The following is a 23,609-nucleotide window of genomic DNA, read 5'->3' as shown; positions in this document are numbered from 1 at the left end:
TTATTTAGTAAAGGGGATAGTAATTATGAATACAACATTGGAAAAATTAAAAGAACGCATTAAAGATAAAAAATATAAATTGACTACACAACGTCAAACGATTTTACAAGCTTTCATCGATGCTGAAGAAAATCACTTGAGTGCAGAAGACGTATATGTATTGGTAAAAGAAGTAGCGCCAGATATCGGACTTGCTACTATCTACCGTACATTGGATTTATTTACAGAACTAGATTTGTTAAAACGTCTTGACTTTGGTGATGGCCGTAATCGTTATGAATTAAATGACGAAGAGTTTGCCCATTTCCATCATCATTTGATCTGTGTAAAATGTGGTAAGGTTTCCGAGTTTGAAGATGATATGCTAGAAACATTGGAATCTATCATTGCAAAGAAATTGAATTTCCGTACCATCGATCATCAATTAAAAGTATATGGTTACTGCAGTGATTGCCAAGCGCATATGACGCCAGCAGAACTTGAAAAGCTCGATAAAATGTCACATCATGCTTAATGGATATCATTACACAGGGCCACTACCGCTTGGATCGGTAGTGGCCCACAACTGTGGCGCAGCAGGGCTATTTTCGCGCAATGAAAAGGCTGATGTAATCCTACAGGCTGTTAAGCGTGATGATATGTATGTCTTGACCGTGTCTATTCGAGGTGTTGAACATACTTTGACAGGTCCTGTATCTTCTATGGGGCGACGCTCAATAGGCCAGTCCTTACTCGTGTTGTTGCGTACAGAACAAGGTTTACCTGCTCATAATGAGTGGGGCACGATGGTAGGGGTGCGTCCTACTAAATTACTTCATAAATATATAGACCAATATGGTTCATTAGAGGATGCAACTCGTCACATTGGGGACGAGTTTTCTGTGTCTTTGGAAAAATTAGATATTCTTAGCCGTATTGGACAATATCAACGTCCTTTTTTAGAGTCTCATTCTAATAAGGATATAAGTCTCTATTGTGGGATTCCGTTTTGCGAAACACGTTGTATATATTGTTCATTTCCATACGGCTTATATCAAGAGTATCATCGACAATCTGAATTCATAGCAGCCTTATTAGAGGATATAGATGATGTGCGCCAGATTTGTGAAAGTTACAATTTGCACATTAAAACGCTCTATATGGGTGGTGGTACACCCACTATATTGAATAATGAAGACTTTCATCGAGTCCTAACTGGATTATCTGCATTGATACCGGAAGGGCATGAATTCACGGTTGAAGCGGGAAGACCAGATTCCATAACCACTGAAAAAATACAGTCTATGCAAGCGTGTCATGTGAATCGCATTAGCATTAATCCTCAAACGATGGACGATACCATATTACGCCGCATCGGGCGTGGACATAGGGCACAAGATATCGATGATATGTATCAATATGTTAAAAAACATACAAATTTTGCTGTTAATATGGATTTTATAGCAGGACTGCCAGGGCAAAATATAAAACATATGGTTCATAACATGGATTATATTTGTCATAATTTGCCTGAAAATGTTACAATTCATACGTTAGCTATCAAACGTGGTAGTCCGCTATATGATTTGAACATGCAACATGATGTACCTGATGAGTCCGTGGTAAAACACATGGTGCAGTATGCTCAGGAGCGATTAGAGCAGGCAGGTTATGTGCCGTATTATCTATATCGCCAACAATATATGAGAGGTCAACTCGAAAATATTGGGTATACATTGCCAGGTAAAGCGTGTGAATATAATATTCAAATTATGGAAGAGCGGCAAACAATTATGTCTATGGGACCAGGTGGATCATCTAAATGGATGAAGGCTCCTGCGTTTAGACAGAAAAAGCAACACATGCCAAAGGATGTAGATGTATATACAGATACATTAGATGCTTTATTAGCTAAGCGGCATGCATTATGTAAATCATTTTGGGAGGTTGTGTAATGGCTATTAAAAGACCAAGAGGTACACAAGATTTCTTGCCAGAACAAATTGTAAATTGGCATTATATAGAACAGCATATGCGCGAAATTTGTAAAGCTTATGGCTTTAGTGAAATTCGCACACCTGCCTTTGAAGATACAAAATTATTTTTGCGGGGCATTGGGGAAACTACGGACGTAGTATCAAAGGAAATGTATACCTTCTCCACTGGCGATGACAAGGAACAAAGCTATACATTGCGCCCTGAAAATACGGCTTCTGCCGTACGGGCTTACCTTGAAAATAAGGTGTATGGTAAAGAAAATTTAACAAAATGGTTCTATATGGGTTCTATGTTCCGTCACGATAAACCGCAAGCTGGTCGCTATCGTGAATTCCATCAATTTGGTGCAGAAGTACTCGGATCTCCATCTCCTGTAGTGGATAGCGAAGTTATCTGTATGATCGTACAGTTGTTGAAAGATTTTGGTCTTAAGGATCTCAATGTAGAGGTGAACTCTGTAGGTTGTCCAAACTGTCGTCCTACGTATCGTCAAAAGTTGATCGAATTCTTTGAACCTAAAAAAGATCAACTTTGTGAAGATTGCCAAGAGCGGTTGTACAAAAATCCATTACGTTTATTGGATTGCAAAAATGAAACGTGCAAAGCCTTATCCGTAGGCGCTCCTGAGATTCATGAACATCTATGCGAAGAATGTAATACCCATTTTGAAGAACTTAAAACATTACTTGATGCGGCGAATATTCAATATAATCTAAATCCACGTTTGGTTCGTGGCCTAGATTACTACACAAAAACTGCCTTTGAAGTTCAATATACTCCATTAGGTGCGCAAAGTGCCGTTGCCGGTGGTGGTCGTTATGATGGCCTTGTAGAGGAACTCGATGGTCCTCATACACCAGCTATTGGTTTTGCAATGGGCATGGAACGCTTGTTGTTGGCTTTAGAAAAACAAAATCTGTTGCCTGAACCGACAATCGAACCAGCTGTATTTGTAGTAGCCCTTGGAGAGGCTGCAAAAATAGAAGCTTTCAAGATTTGTCAAACATTGCGTAGCGCATATATCACTGCGGAAATGGATGGACAAGGTAAAAGTATGAAGGCTCAATTAAAATATGCTAACAAAATTCATGCAAAATATGTTATCATAGTGGGTGATGATGAATTGGCTAAGCAAGAGGCCATCATTCGTTTTATGGAAACAAGTGAACAAGAAACAGTGCCATTAGCATCTGTTTCTGAACGTATATCTTCTTTGGTGAAAGGATGACAGTAGAATGGAAACAATGAAAGGCTTACACCGTACACACGGTTGTGGCACTATTTCTGAAGCAGAAGTAGGTAAAGAGGTTGTATTATGTGGTTGGGTTGAACGTCGTCGTGACCATGGCGGTTTGATCTTCTTGGACTTGCGAGATCGTTCTGGCATCGTTCAAGTTGTAGCATCCCCAGATCATAATGTGGAATCTTTCCACAAGGCTGAAGATGTTCGTAATGAATATGTGCTTTGTGTACGTGGTAAAATTACAAAACGCGATGAAGAAGCAATCAATCCTAACTTGCCTACAGGCGCTTATGAAATGTATTGTGAAGAACTTCGCGTATTGAATTCTGCGAAAACACCTCCATTCTACATTCAAGATAATATCGATGTAGATGAAAATATCCGCTTGAAATATCGTTATCTTGACTTGCGTCGTCCAGAAATGCAACGCAACTTGATTTTGCGTCATAAGGTAACAAAGGCTATGCGCGATTTCTTCGATAGCCGCGATTTCCTTGAAATCGAAACACCTATGCTTACAAAATCTACACCAGAAGGCGCGCGTGACTATTTAGTACCTTCTCGTGTGAATGCAGGTACATTCTATGCATTGCCTCAATCTCCACAAATTTTCAAACAAATTTTGATGGTAGCAGGCTATGAAAAATATTTCCAAATCGTACGTTGCTTCCGCGATGAAGATTTGCGTGCAGACCGTCAACCAGAATTCACACAACTCGACTTGGAAATGAGCTTCGTTGATGAAGAGGACATTTATGCACTATTGGAACAAATGGTTGCAGAAGTGTTCAAAAAGACATTGGACAAAGAAATTCCATTGCCTATGCCTCGTATTACATGGGATGAAGCGATGGATAAATATGGTTCTGATAAACCAGATCTTCGTTTTGACATGGCTTTCACAGATGTAACTGAACTCGTAAAAGATACTGAATTCAAAGTATTCCGCTCTGTTATCGACAATGGCGGTATCGTAAAAGGTATCGTTGTACCTGGTGATGCAGGTATTCCTCGTCGTGAACTCGATGATTTGGTAGCATATGTAAATCGCTATGGTGCAAAAGGTTTGGCTTGGGCTTGCTTCAATGAAGATGGTTCCATTAAATCTCAAATCATGAAGTTCTTAGGCGAAGATACAATCCGCAATATCGGTGAAAAAATGGGTGCTAAAGGCGGCGATCTCGTATTGATGATTGCTGATAAACCAGCAACTGTTGCTCGTGCACTTGGTGAATTGCGCCTTGAAATGGCTCGTCGTATGAATATGATTGACGAAGATAAATTGGCTTTCACATGGGTAACAGATTTCCCTATGTTCGAATATAACGAAGATGAAAAACGCTATGTTGCTATGCATCATCCGTTCACAATGCCTCGCCACGAAGATCTTGATAAATTACAATCCGATCCTGGTAGCGTAAAAGCAATTGCTTACGATATGGTATTGAACGGCGTTGAAATCGGTGGTGGTTCCTTGCGTATTTATCAATCTGACGTACAAGAAAAAGTATTTAAAGCAATTGGTTTATCCGAAGAAGAAGCTAAATCTAAATTCGGCTTTATGCTTGATGCATTTAAATACGGTGCGCCACCTCATGCAGGTTGTGCATTTGGTCTTGATCGTCTCGTTATGTTGATGGCTAAACGCCAATCCATCCGCGACGTTATCGCATTCCCTAAAACACAATCCGCTTCTGATATCATGAGCCAAGCGCCATCTGAAGTAGAACCTAAACAATTAAAAGAATTACACATAAAACCAGATGTAGAGGAAGAAGAACAATCCTTGGTATAATCGCAAGTAAGCATATTATAAAAGGACCGCAAGAATTGCTAAAATTTTAAAAGTCAAGTCTTGTAAATGATAAATCTTTCTGCTACTATTTATGTATAAGATATCCCTGCCATGTGCGTGTGATATCGCAGTTTTGAGCCAACACATTTTCTTCGGGAGTCCAGAACTCTCGTCTGAACGTTACGCCCTCACGGGACAACTGCAGGATGAGGAGGACACCCACCTGCTCTTGCAGGATCAAAACGCGGTACATTACGGCATGGTGGGGCTTTTTTGCATGTAAAGAATGAATGGAGGTAGCATGGATAGTTTATTTGATGCATTACCTACGAATAAATATGAACCACTACCGGTGCGAATGAGACCGACAGAACTTGATCATTTGTATGGTCAAGAACAGGCGGTAGGGAAGGGGACATTCCTTCGCGCCATGGTGGAAAAGGATACAATACCATCCATGTTGTTTTACGGGCCTTGTGGAACTGGCAAAACGACATTAGCCGGTATCATTGCTAAGATGAGCAACAGCCATTTTGTCAATTTAAATGCGACAAATGCAGGTATCGGTGAATTGCGAAATATTATAGAAGATGCGCGGAAACGCGTTCGTTCTTTGCAACAACGAACCATTTTATTTCTCGATGAAATACATCGCTTTAATAAGAGTCAACAAGACGTACTGTTACCCTGCGTTGAAGATGGTACGATTATTCTTATTGGGGCAACTACAGAAAATCCATTTTTTGAAGTCAATCGCCCATTATTATCGAGGCTACGACTTATTACATTGGAGGCCTTAACGCCGAAGGCAATTAGTCAAATTTTAAAGCGAGCTCTTACAGATAGCAAAGTAGGCTTAGGGGCTCGTAACTTACAGGTAAAGGATGAGTTGCTTGAGGATATAGGTATCTTCGTCAATGGAGATGGTCGTATGGCACTCAATATTTTGGAGCAAGCTGCGGCCATGGTACACGATGGTGAAGAAATCTCTTTAGAAATACTTGAAAAGGTCGTAGGCCGTCGCATTTATACATACGATAAAAAAGGAGATAGTCATTACGATACAATTTCCGCCTTTATTAAAAGTATGCGCGGGTCCGATGTACAGGCTACACTTCACTACTTAGCACGTATGATAGAGGCCGGTGAGGATCCTAATTTTATCGCTCGTCGTATTGTCATTTGTGCCGCCGAAGATGTAGGATTAGCAGATCCACAAGCCTTAATATTGGCTAATGCAGCAGCACAGGCCGCGCATATGGTGGGATTTCCAGAGGCGCGTATCATTTTATCTGAGGCGGCGTGCTATGTGGCGCTAGCGCCTAAGAGCAATTCTGCATATCTAGGTATTGATGCGGCTATTTCAGATGTGCGTCATAAGGACTGTGGACAAGTGCCGGATCACTTGCGTGATAGCCATTATAGTGGAGCTAGTAAACTAGGACATGGGCTAACTTATAAATATGCTCATAATTATTCGAATGGATATGTTAAGCAACAATATTTACCGGATCCTTTAATACATGCTGAGTATTATACGGGCGTCGATCGTGGGGTAGAGCATAATCTGTTAAAAGATTGGAATGATAGGCGCAAAGATAAATAGAATGGTCAATATATGGTATAATATAATGATGATTTGAAATAGATTTTTATATAAAAGTAAGGGGTTTGTATACGATTATGGCAGAAGAGAAAAAAACTTCTACACGAGGGCGGAAGCCTCGCAAAAAACGAGCTACACCGGCACCAAAAAAAGAAGGATTTTCACTGCGTAATGAAGTGAAAGGCATTACTGTCATAGGTGTTGCCATACTGGCATTGCTAGGCTTTTTTGGCTTTGATTTAGGCATTGTAGGCGAAATATTGACGGGAATATTTCGCTATGGATTTGGCTTTGGGGGCATAATTCCGTGCATTGCTGTACTATGGCTTGGATGGCGTTTATTATACCAAGGTAAATTTATGTCTATTACACGTCGTGGTCTTCTCATAACAGTTTTTTACTTATTAGCCATTACCATGGTTCCACTATGTCGTGTGCCTGTTGGTGATGAATTGGCGACTACAGCGCTGGCAGATCAAGGTGGTGTTGTGGGCGGTTTCTTGGCTTCCTTTATACGAACTATGTTCGGTGAAGTTGGTTCCATTATTGTTGTTGCCGTACTTATGCTTTGCTGTGGTCTCCTTATTACGCGCCTATCCTTGGGAAACGGATTGCGTAAGGCTGCTGATAAAACGCAAGTAGGCCTTGATAAGGCAAAAGAAGTGGCTGTTGAAAAGGTAGCAGTAGCCAAAGAGGTTATCGAAGATTGGAATGAACAGCGTAAAGAAGCAGCACAGCGCAAGGCTTATGACCGCGAAAAGGATATGCGATACACCGATGCAGCTCAGAATGCTGTAGAGACTCTTGAAAATAGAGGTGTTGTAGCTGCTAATGATGATTATGAAGTTGAGCCAATCGATACACATACGCCTTCTTCTTGGAAAGAATTAGCCGAGTTAGAGGCTCGTAATAGAGCGGCAGAACGATTAGTACAAATCTCTGAAGAATCTGGTGATGTTGTCGATAACGGTGAAATTCGTACTGATAGTACCGGTGAAGATTCAAAAACAATGCCTGCATGGCTTCATGATCATGATGAGGAATATGCCGATATTGAAGAATCTGATACAGATGATAGTGTTGAGGATGATGTGCATACCACCGATGAATCAGGCCCAGCAGAATACTCTTATCAACCAACAACTATTGGTCCGTTAGAAACCAATCATGCGGCGATTGCAAGTGCTGTACCTGGAAGTGGTGCGGCTGCAAGCTCTGTTAGTGCTGGTGCAGGCATGAGTTCTATGCCATTATCTGTACCATCTTTGGCAAGTACTGCTGAGGATACAGCACAGGTAGCCGTTTCTAAAGATGGACAGATTCATAGAACTTACGATAGACCATATCATTTCCCAAGCCTTGATATTTTGGCGAAAGGGGAGGTAGGTCAAAATAATAATGACGAGGTCGCGTATAATGCGATGCGCCTTGAAGATGTTTTATCTAGTTTTGGCATTTCTGCCAAGGTTGTTAATGCTACGCAAGGTCCAACGGTAACACGGTATGAAATTGAACCAGCACAAGGTGTTAAGGTAAGTAGAATTGTAAACTTAACAGATGATATTGCTTTGAATCTAGCGGCTCAACATATACGTATGGAGGCGCCAATTCCAGGAAAATCTGCTATCGGTATTGAGGTACCTAATACGAAAACAGAAGCCGTTCACTTGCGCGATGTGCTAGATTGCAGTGACTTTAAAGAAGCGAGGGGCGGTATTCCTGTAGGCCTTGGTAAGGATATCGCTGGTAAACCGGTGATTACAGACTTGGCTAAGATGCCACATCTATTGGTAGCTGGTACAACAGGCTCTGGTAAATCTGTATGTGTGAATACATTGATTTCCAGTATTCTCTTTAGCCGTAAACCAGAAGAGGTTAAGTTATTACTTATCGACCCTAAGATGGTTGAATTATCTGTGTATAATGGCATTCCTCATTTGATGGCACCAGTTGTAACGGATATGAAAAAAGCGGCTGCTGTATTGCGTTGGGCAGTTCGAGAAATGGAAGCTCGCTATAAGGCATTTGCTGCATCCGGTAAGCGCGATATTAAAAGTTATAATGAAGCGCATCCTAAGTCGGCAATGCCGCTTATCGTATTGATTATCGATGAGTTGGCGGACTTGATGATGACTGCTCCTGATGATATTGAAGAATCCATTAGTCGATTGGCGCAGATGGCACGTGCTGCTGGTATTCATATGGTACTAGCTACACAGCGTCCATCTGTTAACGTTATTACCGGTTCTATTAAGGCAAACGTGCCAAGCCGTATTTCTTTTGCCGTAGGGTCCCAAATCGATTCTCGTACAATCCTCGATATGGCGGGTGCTGAAAAATTATTAGGCAAAGGTGATATGTTGTTCTCTCCAATTGGTGCTAATAAACCAATTCGTGTACAAGGTGCTTTCATCTCAGATGATGAGGTGGAACATTTGGTAGAGTTTGTAAAACAACAACGAGAACCAGAATATGATGATACGGTAACGGCTGAGGCAGAAAAGGAAATCGCAGCACAAGATAATGATGAACAAGATATTTATCGTGATGAGTTATTAGAACGAGCCGTTAATCTTGTGATGGAATCTGGTCAAGCATCCGTGTCGATGTTGCAACGTAGATTCCGTATCGGTTATACGCGTGCTGCACGCCTTGTAGATACCATGGAGGATCTTAAAATTGTAGGTCCTAATATGGGTAGTAAAGCACGAGAGATTTTAATGAGTCCAGAACAGGTGAAAGCTCGATACTTCTCTGATTCTGAGGAATAGAAAGGGATATACTGTGGCTGAGTTAGGTGAAGAATTACGTCGAGAACGAGTACGTAGAAATCTCACATTTAAAGATATTGAACAAGTACTTCATATTAAAACAACCTATTTAGAAGCCATCGAAGATGGAAACTATGCAGTTATCCCAGGACGTGTATACGCGAAAGGTTTTATTCGCAATTATGGAAATTACCTTGGCCTTGATGGAAATCGCTTAGTGAAGGTGTATCAAAATCAAGTAGGTGAAGTGGATACATTCACAATACGTCCTATTATGCGTCAAAAGAAACAGGAAACCATTAATTCTGTGCAGAGTGAGTACGTTGAGCATCAGATGGCAAAACGTCGTATGTCGCTTGAAACGAGACAGAAAAAGCGACAACGGTCCATTGAACAAGAACGCATTATGCTTGCTATTATTGCCGTATTCATGGTGATATTTTTGATATGGTTGTTTTTATTCTAAGATACATCGTTACAGTTAAAGGAAGGTTATATTGATGGATACATTTTTAGTTACAGAACGCGCAGATATGGAAGCGCGCGGGTGGGCAGAACTCGATTTCGTGCTCATCAGTGGCGATGCGTATGTAGATCATCCATCTTTTGCGCCTGCTGTAATTGGTCGTTATTTAGAATCCAAAGGCTATCGAGTTGGTATTATTGCCCAACCTGATTGGAATGATGTTAATGCTTTTAAAAAATTAGGGAAGCCTCGTCTTGCATCGCTTGTTACTGCAGGCAACTTGGATTCCATGCTCAATAAGTTTACGGCCGCTAAAAAAATCCGTCGTGAAGATGATTACTCACCGGGAGGTGAGGCAGGACATCGCCCCGATAGAGCGACCTTGGTATACTCTAACCGCATGAAAGAAGCCTTTAGAGATGTGCCTCTTATCATTGGTGGCATCGAGGCTTCATTGCGGCGTTTTGGGCATTATGATTATTGGTCTGATACGGTGCGTCGGTCCATTCTTGTAGACTCTAAGGCTGATATACTTATATATGGCATGGGTGAATTACAGATTATAGAGTTAGCAGAAGCACTAGATCAAAATCGATTCGAAGAATCATTGCCCAATATACGTGGTATTTGTTATATGTCAAAAGACATACCATCCATTGATTGTGTTGAATGTCCTTCCTTTGAAGAAATCAAGGCAGATAAAATGGCCTTTGCCGATGCTTTTCGCATTCAATATGATGAACAAGATCCATTCTATGGACGACCTATTGTACAAAAACATGGAGATCGCTATGTTGTACAAAATGTACCGGCCTTACCATTAACACAGGAACAAATGGATGCGGCTTATGATTTACCATACACTCGTAAATGGCATCCATCGTATGATGATAAAGGGGGCGTGCCTGCATTAAGCGAGGTGCAGTTTAGCCTCGTTAGTCAGCGTGGTTGTTTTGGTAGTTGCTCATTTTGTGCTATTACCAATCATCAAGGCCGTATAATTCAAAATCGCAGCCATCAGTCTTTGATTGATGAAGCTAAGTTGATGATCAATATGGATGGGTTTAAAGGCTACATTCATGATGTAGGTGGTCCAACGGCCAATTTCAGACATTTAGCATGCGATAAACAAGCCGTCTTTGGCGCTTGTAAAGGTCGCACCTGTGCGGCGCCGGAACCTTGTGAAAATTTGAATACTAATCACGATGATTACATTGCATTATTGCGCAAGTTACGAAAGTTAAAGGGCGTAAAAAAGGTCTTCGTCAGATCGGGGTTACGTTATGACTATGTTTTAGCCGACAATAACAAAGCCTTTGTAAAGGAACTTTGTCAATATCATGTGAGTGGTCAGCTAAAGGTTGCGCCTGAACATGTATCAAAGCGTGTAACGACTATGATGGGCAAGGCTGGAAAAGAAGAATTCCTGACCTTTAAAAAATGGTTTGAAGAGGCAAATCGTGAATTAGGGAAAAAACAATATTTAGTTCCTTATTTTATGAGTTCTCACCCAGGATGTACATTAGAGGACGCCATAGAATTAGCTGAATTTTTACGAGATCAGCATATGTATCCTGAACAAGTTCAAGATTTTATTCCTACACCGGGCAGTCTTTCAACGTGTATGTATTATACGGGGATTAATCCTCTTGATGGCAAGCCTGTTTATGTGGCTAAAAAAGGTCGGGACAAGGCTAAGCAACGAGCCTTGATGCAATATAAAAACATTGAAAATTACGACTTGGTAAAAGAGGCCCTTATCGAAGCTAATCGGCGTGATTTAATCGGATTTGGACCTGAGTGCTTAATTCCATCTAGACCAATTGGACAAGGTAAAATGCAAAATCAAGGACGAAACAAAACGGGACAATCGAGAGGCGGTCAATCTCGATATGCTCGAAGTGGTTCTCCTTCACAGGTCAATAAGACTAAGGGAGAACGTAAAAGGAGATTTACGCGATGAAACGATGGATGGCATTTATTGTGTTAATGCTTTTTGTCTTAGGTATGATGGGGTATGGCATATACTTTTATCGAGAGGAACAAATTGAAAAATCAAAAGCGCCTGTACGCGGTGAAATTACGGTTTACACTGACTTACCTAATAACTTAACAACACTATTAGCTGATAAATATTTAGAGGATAAAAACGTAAAAGTTAATATTATGCCACTCACTGAGGAGCAAATGGAACAACGGGTTTCCTCTAAGTTAGCAGATTCATCTGGTGATGTAGTGATTACATCTGAGGATAACCTCGTCATCGGTGCTAGTAAAGATAAGTTTGCTCCTATTGTAAATGAACGCATAGATGAGGTCTTGGATCGCCTAAAGGATTCAAATGGTTACTGGGTCGGCTTATGGTATGATCCTATCGTTTTTGTACAAAATGAATCATTTTACAATAAACTAGGTCAACATATTACGACTTGGGATACCTTGCAAAAGCCTGGGAACTGGCGTGTGGTGATGACAGATTTCGGAGCTTCTCAAAATGCGGCTAATCTTTTGTACAATTTGGTGGAATATAAAGGCGAGCCAGATGCTCTTGCAGATTTATTAGCTTTAAAAACACATGTTATACAACATTCTAAGTTCCTTTCCACACCTGTACGGCTAACAGCTCTTGGTGAATCGGATATTGGCATTGGGAATCTTTCTGATGCACAACAGTACATTCGCCATTCTTACCCTGTAAAAATGATTTATCCTAGTGATGGCACATCATTTTATACAACAGGTGCAGCGGTGCAAAAAGATTCTAAGCATAAAAATGAAAGTATAGAGTTTATTACCTGGTTACTATCTAGTGAAACTGCAAAATATATGATGAATAATAATTTTACCTATATATTCGCCAATCCTGAAGTTACCGAACCTGTAGATGCACTAGGGCGTTCCGTAGTGTTATGGCCTGTTAATGGCGGCTATACAGTGGAGGGAAAAGAACTTTTATTGAATCACTGGGTTAGCCAAGTACGTTTTAGAAAAGATCAATAGAAGTGTATTTCTATAAAATACGTATACAATATCGTTACATTCTATAAATAAGAAAGGATTTAGAATGACCAAATCATTGGGATATATTAGCCTAGGTTGTGCTAAAAATTTAGTAGATACAGAGGTTATGCTTGGATTGTTAAAGGATGATGGTTATACCATTACCGATAATTTACATGAGGCTGACTTAATTATCATAAATACATGTACCTTTATAGAGAAAGCTAAGGAAGAATCTATCAATACGATTCTTGAAGCTGCTCAGTATAAAGAAACTGGTCGTTGTAAAGGCTTAATTGTAGCAGGTTGCTTGAGTCAACAATACCAAGATGAGTTGTTTACAGAAATCCCAGAAATTGATGCTCTTATTGGTACTGGTGCATGGGACCAAATTATGGTAGCTGTTGATGCGATTGAGCATGGCAATCGTAGCTGCATCATGGAAAATATCACTAATATCTATGATGAACGCATGCCTCGCATTCAAACGACGCCTCGCTACAGTGCGTATGTAAAAATTGCAGAAGGTTGTAACAATGGTTGTACATTCTGTATCATTCCTAAGGTGCGTGGTGCATTTAGAAGTCGTTCTATTGAATCTATTAAGGCTGAAGTTGAACGATTAGCTACGTCAGGGGTTAAAGAAATCGTTCTCATTGCACAAGATACGACTAGCTACGGCATTGATTTAAATAATGGTAAACCATTACTTACAGAGCTGTTAAAAGAATTAACTAAGGTTGAGGGAATCGAGTGGATTCGCATGCTCTATTTATATCCAACATTCTTTAGTGATGAATTGCTTGATATTATCGTCAATGAACCGAAGCTTTGTAAATATGTTGATATACCATTACAACATGTAAACAACGATATTCTTAAACAAATGAATCGTCGTGATTCTCGTGAGGATATTGAGCGATTATTAAAGAAAATCCGCAATGCACCAACTCATGTTACATTGCGTACATCGATTATTGTTGGATTCCCTGGTGAAACAGATGAACAGTTCCAAGAACTTTGTGAATTTGTGAAGGATATCAAGTTTGATAACATGGGTGTTTTCACATACTCTCAAGAGGAGGGGACCATTGCAGGAGCTCGTGAAGATCAAGTACCAGAAGAGGTTAAAGAAGAACGCTATCATACATTGATGTCTATACAAGCTGCTATTTCTGAAGAGAATAACCGCGATTTAGAAGGCACTATTGACTATGCCATGATTGAAGAATTAGAAGAAGGCGATAATGATACTGTTCTTGCAAAAGGTCGTTTGAAATCACAAGCTCCAGATGTAGATGGGAACATGTATATCGAAGACTGTGGCGATAAGGTTAAAGCTGGAGATATTGTACAGGTACAAGTAGATCAAGGTTTTGCTTACGATGTAGTAGCTACTATCGTAGAATAATATTGATTGGTGTATTAGGTAATACCACTATTAACACATCTGAAGTGATGGGAGGTATTTACGATGATTGTAGAATTAATTTCTACAGGTTCTGAATTATTGTTAGGGGATACGGTGAATACCAATGTCTCTTGGTTAGCTCAGGAACTTAATAAATTAGGTTATACCATAGCGTATCAGTCTGTGGTGGGAGACAATCCAGGCCGTATGTCTGAAGTGTTTAAAAAAGCGGCACAACGTGCTGATCTCGTGATTAGTACAGGTGGGTTAGGTCCAACTCAGGGTGATATAACACGGCAAGTTTTGGCATCGTCCTTAAATCGCGGTATCGTATATAATGATGATGCTATGGCTGAGGTGCGACAGTTTTTCAAACGAGTAGGTCGTGAAATGCCTGATGCGAGTCGTAGAGAGGCTATGTTGCCTGATGGCTCTACTGTTTTAGCTAATCCTGTCGGTGTTGCACCAGGCGTAGTAACCGTAGATGGAGATGTAACCTATATACTATTACCAGGACCTCCAGGTGAAATGAAGGGGATGTTTACACAAAGTGTAGTGCCTTATCTTCATAAGCGTTTTGGTTCACAAGGTGTTGTAACGTCTTATCGTTATGGCGTTTATGATATTCGTGAAATCGATTTAGAAGAACGCGTTATGGATTTGATTAAGCAACAATCAAATCCAACCATAGCTTTGTTAATAAAAAAAGGCTATATTGAATTACGCATTACTGCAAAGGCTTCATCTCTCGATGAAGCACATAGATTGTTAAATCCTTGGGATGAAATCATTCGTCGTCGTTTAGGTTCTTTGATTGGCCGTAAGCTAGATATTTCTATGGAGGAAACACTCGGTAATACGTTAAAAGAATCGTCTGCGACCATTGCTACGGCAGAGTCTTGTACATCTGGTTTAGTTGGTAAACTATTGACAAACGTAAGTGGTAGTAGTGATTACTATATGGGTGGCATTATATCCTATAGCAATGATGTAAAACATCGGGTCTTAGGTGTGCCACAAGATTTACTCGATACATATGGCGCCGTGAGCGAACAAGTAGCTAAAGCGATGGCTGAAGGTGCAAAACGCGTATGTAATACGACATATGCGGTGTCTACAACGGGGATAGCAGGCCCTGGTGGTGGCACACCGGATAAACCAGTGGGCCTCGTTTGGTTTGGCGTAACTGGACCATATGGAACCGTTGCTCACAAAGCTAATCTTATTGGAAATCGAGAAGATATCCGCCAAAGTGCGGCTGAATTAGCATTATATTACATGAATTTGTACATTCAAGAAAAAGGGGATAAATAATGGCTGTTGATGGTAGACAAGCAGCGTTGGATAACGCATTAAAACAAATAGAAAAAGACTTTGGTAAAGGTGCTATCATGCGCCTAGGTGAAGCGGCAGATCGTATGAATGTTGAGGTTATTTCCTCTGGTTCTCTTGCCATTGACCTCGCTGTAGGTGTAGGTGGCTTCCCTCGTGGTCGTGTCATTGAAATTTATGGTCCAGAATCATCTGGTAAAACAACTGTTGCTCTTCACGCTGTAGCTGAAGCACAAAAACAAGGTGGCGTCGCTGCATTTATTGATGCGGAACATGCAATGGACCCAATCTATGCACGTAATCTTGGCGTAGATATTAATAACTTGTTAATTTCCCAACCAGACAATGGTGAACAAGCCTTAGAAATTACAGAGGCGCTTGTACGTAGTGGTGCTGTAGATATCGTTGTAGTTGACTCTGTTGCTGCATTGGTACCTAAAGCAGAAATTGAAGGGGAAATGGGTGATGCTCATGTAGGTCTCCATGCCCGTTTGATGAGTAAAGCATTGCGTAAATTAACAGGTACTATTAATAAGACAAAAACCGTTGTTATCTTTATCAACCAATTGCGTGAAAAGGTAGGCGTAATGTTTGGTAATCCTGAAACAACGACCGGTGGTCGTGCCTTAAAATTCTATTCTTCTGTACGTCTTGATGTGCGTAAGGGCGAATTGATTAAGGCGAATAATGAAAATGTAGGGGCCCGTACAAAGGTTAAGGTTGTTAAGAACAAGGTGGCACCTCCATTTAAAACTGCTGAATTTGATTTGATGTATGGTCAAGGAATTTCCAGAGAAGGTACTCTTATCGATATCGGTACTAATATGGAAATTATCAAAAAATCTGGCGCGTGGTATTCCTATAATGGGGAACGGATGGGACAAGGTAAAGAAGCGGCAAAACAATACCTCTTCGACAATCCTCAAGTAGCTGAAGAAATCGATCGTATCATTCGTGATACATTGGCAGCTGAACCAGAAACATTCGATGTTGTTGGCGAAGATGCTACACCAGAAGAAGATTAATCGATATAGCATATAAAAAAGGGCTACTGTGTAGCCCTTTTTCATTGAGGTTATTATGATAGACGATATGTTTACAGAAGAGGAAAAGCAGGCTGCGTTGGATCAAGCCTATCGATTTCTTGCACAGCGCTTTTTAAGCTCTTATGAGCTGCGCCAAAAGATGAAACGAAAACAGATTTCATCGGATCTCATCGATTACGTAGAAGAGCGATTAATTTACTATGATTACATTAATGATGAGCGTTTAGCGAAACAGGTTGTATCCTATTTGATGAGAGAGCAGAAATATGGTGCATATCTTATAAAGCAAAAAATGAAACAGAGAGGCCTTGATGTGCCTCGTGATATTGAAAATTATGATGAACTGGGAGCCGCTTTTCGAATCGTAGATAAAAAATATGGTGAATCTATAAGCGATATTCCGCGTATAAAAATAATGAATTTCCTAAAAAACAGGGGATTTTCTATGAGCACTATTACTAAGGTTTGCGAGGCCTATCAATCTTGACAGAAAGGGCTTTCAAGCATAAAATTAAAATAGCCTTGTAAACATATAATGTATTATAGGTTATTAATTTAATATGTTAAAAATCAGGAAACAAGGGGCGTAGTGCCCGTATGTGAAGATACAGGAGGTGAGACTGATTTTAGAGTATAGTCTAATTGCAGTAGTAATGGTGCTAATTGGACTAGGTGTAGGCTATTTTTTACGAAAAAATATCGCTGAAGGAAAACTGAATCAAGCTGAGCAAGAGGCTGAGCGCATTGTCGCAAATGGTGAGCGCATGGCCGAGTCTAAAAAGAAAGAAGCTTTATTAGAGGCGAAAGAAGAAATTCATAAGCTCCGTTCTGATGTAGAACGAGAAAATAAAGAGCGTCGTTCTGAATTACAACGTATGGAACGCCGTATTCTTCAAAAAGAAGAATCTTTGGATAAAAAATTAGACAATATTGAGCACAAAGAGGAAGCTTTACATCGTAAAGAAGCTGACTTAGTTCAAAGCAAAGAAAAAATTGATGCTTTGTATGAAAAGCAAATGGCAGAATTAGAACGTATTTCTGGCATGACCTTTGATGAAGCGCGGAACATCTTGTTAACCAATGTAGAACAAGAAATCCGTCATGAAACAGCTATCATGGTAAAAGAAATGGAACAGCAAGCTAAAGACGAAGCTGAGAAAAAGGCTAAGGAAATTATTTCCGGCGCTATTCAACGTTGTGCAGCTGACCATGTCGCAGAAACAACTGTTTCTGTTGTCGCATTGCCAAATGATGAAATGAAGGGACGTATTATTGGTCGTGAAGGTCGTAATATTCGTGCTCTAGAAACATTAACTGGCATTGATTTAATTATCGATGATACACCAGAAGCTGTTATTCTATCAGGCTTTGATCCAATTCGTCGTGAAGTAGCGCGAATTGCATTGGAAAAATTGATTGTCGATGGTCGAATTCATCCAGCTCGTATTGAAGAGATGGTGGCAAAAGCTCGTAAAGAAGTGGACCAAACAATTAAAGAAGCCGGTGAACAAGCAACCTTTGAGGCAGATGTTCATGGCTTACATCCTGAAATTATTAAAATTTTAGGGCGTTTGAAGTATCGTACTAGTTACGGTCAAAATGTGTTAAAACATTCTATCGAAGTATCTCATTTAGCAGGTCTTATGGCCGCAGAACTTGGCTGTGATGTGACATTGGCTAAACGAGGTGGTTTAATTCATGATATCGGTAAAGCTCTAGATCGTGAAATTGAAGGTTCCCATGTGGAAATCGGTGTTGATGTAGCCCGTAAGTATCGTGAAAGCGCAGCAGTAATCAACTGTATTGGAGCTCATCATGGTGATGAAGAATTCCAATCCGTAGAGGCTGTTCTCGTAGCAGCAGCAGATGCTATCTCTGCAGCCCGTCCAGGTGCTCGTAGAGAAACCTTAGAAAATTACTTAAAACGATTATCTAAATTGGAAGAAATCGCTGAATCTTTCGAAGGCGTTGAAAAGTGCTTTGCTATTCAAGCCGGTCGAGAAATTCGCGTTGTAGTAAAACCGGATAAGATTGATGAAGCTGAATCTACATTACTTGTTCGGAATATTGTAAAACGCATTGAATCCGAATTAGAATATCCTGGTCAAATCAAGGTAGTTGTTATTCGTGAAACACGCGTTGTTGATTTTGCTAAATAAGCATTATACCAAAAATTGTAGGCTGCAATATTATATTGCAGCCTATCCTTTTTAATTGTAGGCTATTATATTAGAGGATTTTTGAAAGTTTTATCGAATATAGAATTATAGACCCTTTTTTCTATGATTGTATAGTCGATAAAATATAAAAGCTAAAAGGAGGTGTTCTGGTGAGTCGATATTTTGAAAATGAATTAATTGAACAAATTAAAGATGCCAATGATATCGTATCCGTTGTATCAGAACACGTTACATTAAAGAAAAAAGGTAAGAATTATTGGGGTTGTTGTCCATTTCACAATGAGAAGACGCCATCCTTTAGTGTGGCTCCTGATAAGGGGTTTTATTATTGTTTTGGCTGCCATGCATCGGGAAATGCCATCAAGTTTTTGATGGAACTAGAAGGCATCACCTTTGTTGAGGCCTTGGAACGGCTTGCTAATCGAGCTAATATACCATTGCCAGAAGCAAAGCTTTCACCACAGGTGCGAGCTAGAGAGGAACGGCGAAAGAAATTATATGAGGCCTGTGATTTGGCGGCTAATTTCTTTCATAATTGCTTGCTTAAAACATCATATGGTAAGGCCGGATTAGAGTACTTAAAAAAGCGGGGACTCACAGATGAAACCATAGAAAAGTTTAGACTTGGATTTGCCCCTGATGGTTGGGATAGATTGTATAAGGCTTTTAGAGAACGGGGCATTGAAGAATCTATTTTGCTTGAACTTAATTTAATTCGCAAGAATGATAAAGGTCAGGCCTATGATTTTTTCCGTAATCGAGTTATGTTTCCAATCATGGACGGTAAAGGCCGTGTTGTCGGCTTTGGGGGCCGTGTTATGGATGATAGCACGCCGAAGTATTTGAACTCTCCTGAATGCCAAATCTTTGAAAAGGGTAAAATTCTATTTGCTTTTGATAAGGCTTATAAATCGATACGCGAAGAAAAACAAGCCATATTAGTAGAAGGCTATATGGATGTTATTTCTGCTCATAATAAGGGTGTAACCAACGTAGTTGCTTCGTTGGGGACGGCATATACAAAGGATCATGGTCACATCTTGATGCGCCAAGCAGATGAGATTATATTGGCTTACGATATGGATGGCGCTGGCCGCCAGGCTGTTACACGCGCTATTGAATTACTACAGAATACGGATTTTAAGGTTCGCGTGTTGGCTATGCCTGATGGCAAGGATCCTGATGACTATGTGCGAAATCACGGCGGCAAAGCTTTTAAGGAATTAGTAGAAAAGGCTGTTAAGCCGCTCGATTATTTATTAAGTGAATCTCTTATTAAGCATGATACGAATGACGCAGAAGGCAAACAGGCGGTTATGCAAGATATATTCCCTTATATTGCGAATATTCATAGTCAAACGATTCGAGACGATGCATTAAAGGCCTTAGCATTGCCATTATGGCTAGATAACAGTACTATATTCCGCTATTTTAGAAATTATACCCAAAAGGGGAATATTGAATTAGTCGATGAAAAGATTACACAGCCTAAGAAGATTGTCAGTGGTGATGAAGAGTTATTGATGGCTCATGTCATTACAGATTCAAAGGCTTTACAAGAGGTAGTACAATATTTACCGCTTGAGGACTTTCAAAATATTCAATATCGGGGTATAATAGAAAAGATATACACCTTATTTACTCAAACAGGTCAATATCAGCCGGAATCCGTGGAGGACGTATTGACGCCTCAAGAATATGAAATTTTTTCACGGCTTATGATAATTGAGGCAAATGAGGCTGTACCTGTACTTATCCGTAAAATACGGCTACATTCCTTACGGGAACAATATAAAATGCACTCAATTTTGGCCGATCAATTAAAACGTGCAGGAGATTCGGCATTTATTAGCGAATTACATAAATGTCAGGAAATACAAAATCTAATTAGAGAATGGTCTAAATAGTAAGTAATAAAGGAGAGCGCTGTGGCTAAGAAAGTACAAAAAAGTCAAACAGAGGAGATTGTAGCACAACTTCTTGAAAAAGGCCGTAAAAGCGGTGTGTTGACACAATCAGAAATTTCAGATGCTCTTCATGAGCAAAGTGAGTTAACAGCAGAACAATTAGATGATATTTATGTTACTTTCAATAAACTAAATATCGAAGTTGTTCCAGATGTTGAGGACGATGATAAAGACGATGCCATTGAACCTGATGATGATGTCGATAATGACCGTGATGCTGCGTCTGAAAAAAATATTTCCATTGACCTAAGCGTAGATGCTAGTGTTAATATCGACGATCCAGTTCGTATGTATTTGAAAGAAATTGGTCGTGTTCCATTGCTTTCAGCTGACGAAGAAATCGTATTAGCAAAACAAATTGAAGCAGGGGCAGAGGAAGATGCTACATATAAAGAAATTCAACTTAGCAAAAAGGCTAAGAAGAAATTGGTAGATGCTAACTTGCGCCTTGTTGTAAGTATTGCTAAACGTTATGTTGGCAGAGGCATGTTATTCTTGGATTTGATTCAAGAAGGTAACTTGGGCCTTATCAAAGCGGTCGATAAATTCGACTATACAAAAGGTTATAAATTTTCCACCTATGCAACATGGTGGATTCGTCAAGCGATTACGCGGGCTATTGCAGACCAAGCGAGAACAATACGTATTCCAGTTCACATGGTTGAAACTATCAATAAATTGATTCGTATTTCCCGACAATTATTGCAAGATAAAGGCAGAGAACCAACGCCAGAAGAAATTGCAGAAGGTATGGGTATCACTGCGGAACGTGTTCGTGAAATTCAAAAAATTGCACAAGAGCCAGTATCTTTGGAAACACCAATTGGTGAAGAAGAAGACTCCCATTTGGGCGATTTCATCGAAGACCAAGATGCGGTGGCACCAGATGATGCGGCTAGCTACATCTTGTTGCAAGAACAAATCGAAGACGTTTTCACATGCTTAACAGACCGTGAACAACAAGTATTGATTTTACGTTTTGGCTTGAAAGATGGCAAACCACGTACTCTTGAAGAAGTAGGCCAACACTTTAACGTAACTCGTGAACGTATTCGTCAAATCGAAGGTAAGGCGTTAACAAAATTACGTAATCGTGGTAAGCGCGATAAAATTAAAGATTTCTTATAAGAATGTCTTAACCATTAGGGGTGCTGTACATATACATGTATGGCAGCCCTTTTGTGCTATAATAAAAGTAATGTAATACACTAAGTTTTTAGATATATAGGGGATAACATGTATACTGTTAGCAAACGTTTAGAGGTGAGTGCATCTCATCAATTACAATTAGATTATCCAAGTAAATGTCAGAATTTACATGGGCACAATTGGATTATAACCGTTCATGCGCGTAGCGAAGAATTAGATCATAATGGCATGGTGATTGACTTTACGATCATTAAAGAAAAGATTCATGGCCGTCTTGATCATAAACATATTAATGACGTATTAGGGGATATTAATCCTACTGCAGAAAATATGGCGAAATGGATTGCCGATGAATTAGGCCCAAAATGTTTTAAGGTAGAGGTTCAAGAGTCAGAAGGAAATGTTGCTATCTATGAACGTGATTGAACTATTTTCTTCCATTGATGGAGAAGGGAAACGACAAGGATTTTTGACGACCTTTTTGCGTCTCCATGACTGTAATATTCGCTGCTCTTATTGCGATACATTGTATAGTTATGGTCCTGAAAGTACTTTTGAAAGCATGAGTGTTCAGGCTGTAGCTGATGTGATTGAACAATTAGAAAATCATCGCATCACCATTACCGGTGGAGAACCGCTTTTACAGGAACCGGCCATTATTGAACTTATTGATGAGTTAACAAGACGTAATGCGCGATATGATTTTAATATAGAAACGAATGGTACAATCATACCTAGCTTTCATAGAGATAATGTATGGTTTACCTATGACTACAAGACGCCGTCATCCTTAGCAGAAGATGCTATGAACTTAGATATATTCAAGGTAGCTACACCTGCGGATATCATTAAATTTGTAGTTGGTTCTATGCAAGATTTAGACCGTATGAATGAAATTCTAAAAACATATCCTACAGAAGCGCAGATTTTCGTATCTCCTGTATGGGGCAATATTGAAGGGGCTACGATTATTGAGTATATGAAAGCCCACAATTGGCAGAACGTTAGATTCCAGCTACAAATTCATAAATTTATTTGGGACCCTGATGCGAAAGGAGTATAACATGGACACAAAACGAATCGAATCTCTAGTGTATCAATTACTGGAAGCATTGGGAGAAAATCCAGATCGCGAAGGCCTCGTAGAAACACCAAAACGGGTGGCCCAAATGATGGAAGAAATGTTTGAAGGCATCCAATATACGAATGCAGACATTGCGGATATGTTTGGTAAAACCTTTGACGTCGATACAAACCAAATGGTAATTGTAAAAGATATTACCTGCTTTTCCCATTGTGAACATCACATGGCCTTGATGTATGATATGAACATCAGCATCGGCTATATTCCTCGTGGCCGTGTCATCGGCTTGTCCAAGATGCCACGCATTGCAGAAATGTGTTGCAAACGATTACAACTACAAGAAAAAATCGGTGAAGACATTGCCGAAGTCATCTCCATTGCCACCGGCACCGACGACGTCATCGTCCACATCACAAGCTCCCATAGCTGCGTCAGCGCCCGCGGCGTAAAATCCGCCAACAGCAAAACAACCACCCTCGCCACAAAAGGCGTCTTCGAACAAGACGACATGATCAACCGATTCCTAACACTCAAAAACGCATAAGACAGTTATCCTGCCTAATCCCGGAGCACCGTAGATAC

At 40.1% G+C, this 23,609-nt stretch carries 19 protein-coding genes and 1 other RNA gene; all 20 read left to right on the top strand.

Annotated features, from left to right (window positions below):
• The first annotated feature begins 25 nt into the window (after positions 1-25).
• The 20 genes from VAHSUH02_RS07095 (at position 26) to folE (ending at position 23,571) form a co-directional block, all read left to right on the top strand.
• Positions 26-514 carry a Fur family transcriptional regulator gene (locus tag VAHSUH02_RS07095; protein ID WP_005376313.1) on the top strand — a complete coding sequence of 163 codons (489 nt, stop codon included), beginning with the start codon at positions 26-28 and terminating at the stop codon, positions 512-514.
• On the top strand, positions 507-1,934 hold the full coding sequence (gene hemZ / locus VAHSUH02_RS07090) for a coproporphyrinogen dehydrogenase HemZ (protein ID WP_005382601.1): 1,428 nt from the start codon (positions 507-509) through the stop codon (positions 1,932-1,934). The genes VAHSUH02_RS07095 and hemZ overlap by 8 nt, the downstream gene beginning before the upstream one ends.
• Entirely contained in the window at positions 1,934-3,205 is a 1,272-nt protein-coding gene (hisS, locus tag VAHSUH02_RS07085; RefSeq protein WP_005382602.1) for a histidine--tRNA ligase, read from the top strand. The genes hemZ and hisS overlap by 1 nt, the downstream gene beginning before the upstream one ends.
• Before the next feature lie 7 nt (positions 3,206-3,212).
• Entirely contained in the window at positions 3,213-5,015 is a 1,803-nt protein-coding gene (aspS, locus tag VAHSUH02_RS07080; protein WP_005382603.1) for an aspartate--tRNA ligase, read from the top strand.
• Positions 5,016-5,115: 100 nt separating this feature from the next.
• Positions 5,116-5,288: non-coding RNA, 6S RNA (gene ssrS / locus VAHSUH02_RS07075), on the top strand.
• Positions 5,289-5,316: 28 nt separating this feature from the next.
• A complete protein-coding gene (locus VAHSUH02_RS07070; protein ID WP_051022577.1) occupies positions 5,317-6,621 on the top strand; it encodes a replication-associated recombination protein A in 1,305 nt (434 codons plus the stop codon).
• Positions 6,622-6,698: 77 nt separating this feature from the next.
• On the top strand, positions 6,699-9,392 hold the full coding sequence (locus VAHSUH02_RS07065) for an FtsK/SpoIIIE family DNA translocase (protein WP_005382605.1): 2,694 nt from the start codon (positions 6,699-6,701) through the stop codon (positions 9,390-9,392).
• 13 nt (positions 9,393-9,405) lie between these two features.
• A complete protein-coding gene (locus VAHSUH02_RS07060) occupies positions 9,406-9,858 on the top strand; it encodes a helix-turn-helix domain-containing protein (protein WP_005382606.1) in 453 nt (150 codons plus the stop codon).
• Between the two features lie 34 nt (positions 9,859-9,892).
• Positions 9,893-11,821 carry a YgiQ family radical SAM protein gene (locus tag VAHSUH02_RS07055; protein WP_005382607.1) on the top strand — a complete coding sequence of 643 codons (1,929 nt, stop codon included), beginning with the start codon at positions 9,893-9,895 and terminating at the stop codon, positions 11,819-11,821.
• Entirely contained in the window at positions 11,818-12,858 is a 1,041-nt protein-coding gene (locus VAHSUH02_RS07050; protein WP_005382614.1) for an ABC transporter substrate-binding protein, read from the top strand. Before VAHSUH02_RS07055 ends, VAHSUH02_RS07050 begins: the two co-directional genes overlap by 4 nt.
• 64 nt (positions 12,859-12,922) lie before the next feature.
• Positions 12,923-14,269: a 30S ribosomal protein S12 methylthiotransferase RimO gene (rimO, locus tag VAHSUH02_RS07045; protein WP_005382616.1), complete on the top strand. Its 1,347-nt coding sequence runs from the start codon at positions 12,923-12,925 to the stop codon at positions 14,267-14,269.
• A gap of 63 nt (positions 14,270-14,332) precedes the next feature.
• Positions 14,333-15,583, top strand: coding sequence for a competence/damage-inducible protein A (locus VAHSUH02_RS07040; protein ID WP_005382626.1), 1,251 nt, complete (start codon positions 14,333-14,335; stop codon positions 15,581-15,583).
• Positions 15,583-16,626, top strand: coding sequence for a recombinase RecA (gene recA / locus VAHSUH02_RS07035; protein ID WP_005376148.1), 1,044 nt, complete (start codon positions 15,583-15,585; stop codon positions 16,624-16,626). Before VAHSUH02_RS07040 ends, recA begins: the two co-directional genes overlap by 1 nt.
• A 55-nt stretch (positions 16,627-16,681) precedes the next feature.
• Entirely contained in the window at positions 16,682-17,134 is a 453-nt protein-coding gene (locus tag VAHSUH02_RS07030) for a regulatory protein RecX (protein ID WP_005380520.1), read from the top strand.
• Between the two features lie 127 nt (positions 17,135-17,261).
• Complete coding sequence (gene rny / locus VAHSUH02_RS07025) at positions 17,262-18,806, top strand: ribonuclease Y (RefSeq protein ID WP_255308902.1); 1,545 nt, start codon at positions 17,262-17,264, stop codon at positions 18,804-18,806.
• A gap of 170 nt (positions 18,807-18,976) precedes the next feature.
• Complete coding sequence (dnaG, locus tag VAHSUH02_RS07020; RefSeq protein ID WP_005382628.1) at positions 18,977-20,734, top strand: DNA primase; 1,758 nt, start codon at positions 18,977-18,979, stop codon at positions 20,732-20,734.
• 21 nt (positions 20,735-20,755) lie between these two features.
• Positions 20,756-21,922 (top strand): RNA polymerase sigma factor RpoD, encoded by a 1,167-nt coding sequence (rpoD, locus tag VAHSUH02_RS07015; protein ID WP_005376359.1) that lies wholly within the window; start codon positions 20,756-20,758, stop codon positions 21,920-21,922.
• A 108-nt stretch (positions 21,923-22,030) separates the two neighbouring features.
• Positions 22,031-22,369, top strand: a complete 339-nt coding sequence (gene queD, locus VAHSUH02_RS07010) for a 6-carboxytetrahydropterin synthase QueD (protein ID WP_005382629.1) — start codon at positions 22,031-22,033, stop codon at positions 22,367-22,369.
• Positions 22,344-23,006 carry a radical SAM protein gene (locus VAHSUH02_RS07005; protein WP_038148636.1) on the top strand — a complete coding sequence of 221 codons (663 nt, stop codon included), beginning with the start codon at positions 22,344-22,346 and terminating at the stop codon, positions 23,004-23,006. Before queD ends, VAHSUH02_RS07005 begins: the two co-directional genes overlap by 26 nt.
• Before the next feature lies 1 nt (position 23,007).
• Positions 23,008-23,571 carry a GTP cyclohydrolase I gene (folE, locus tag VAHSUH02_RS07000; RefSeq protein ID WP_005376291.1) on the top strand — a complete coding sequence of 188 codons (564 nt, stop codon included), beginning with the start codon at positions 23,008-23,010 and terminating at the stop codon, positions 23,569-23,571.
• Positions 23,572-23,609 lie beyond the last annotated feature (38 nt).

It is taken from the genome of Veillonella atypica KON, assembly GCF_002959915.1.
Taxonomy (GTDB): domain Bacteria; phylum Bacillota; class Negativicutes; order Veillonellales; family Veillonellaceae; genus Veillonella; species Veillonella atypica.
Note: the sequence above shows the minus strand (reverse complement) of the source record. Positions and strands in the feature narration are given on the sequence as shown.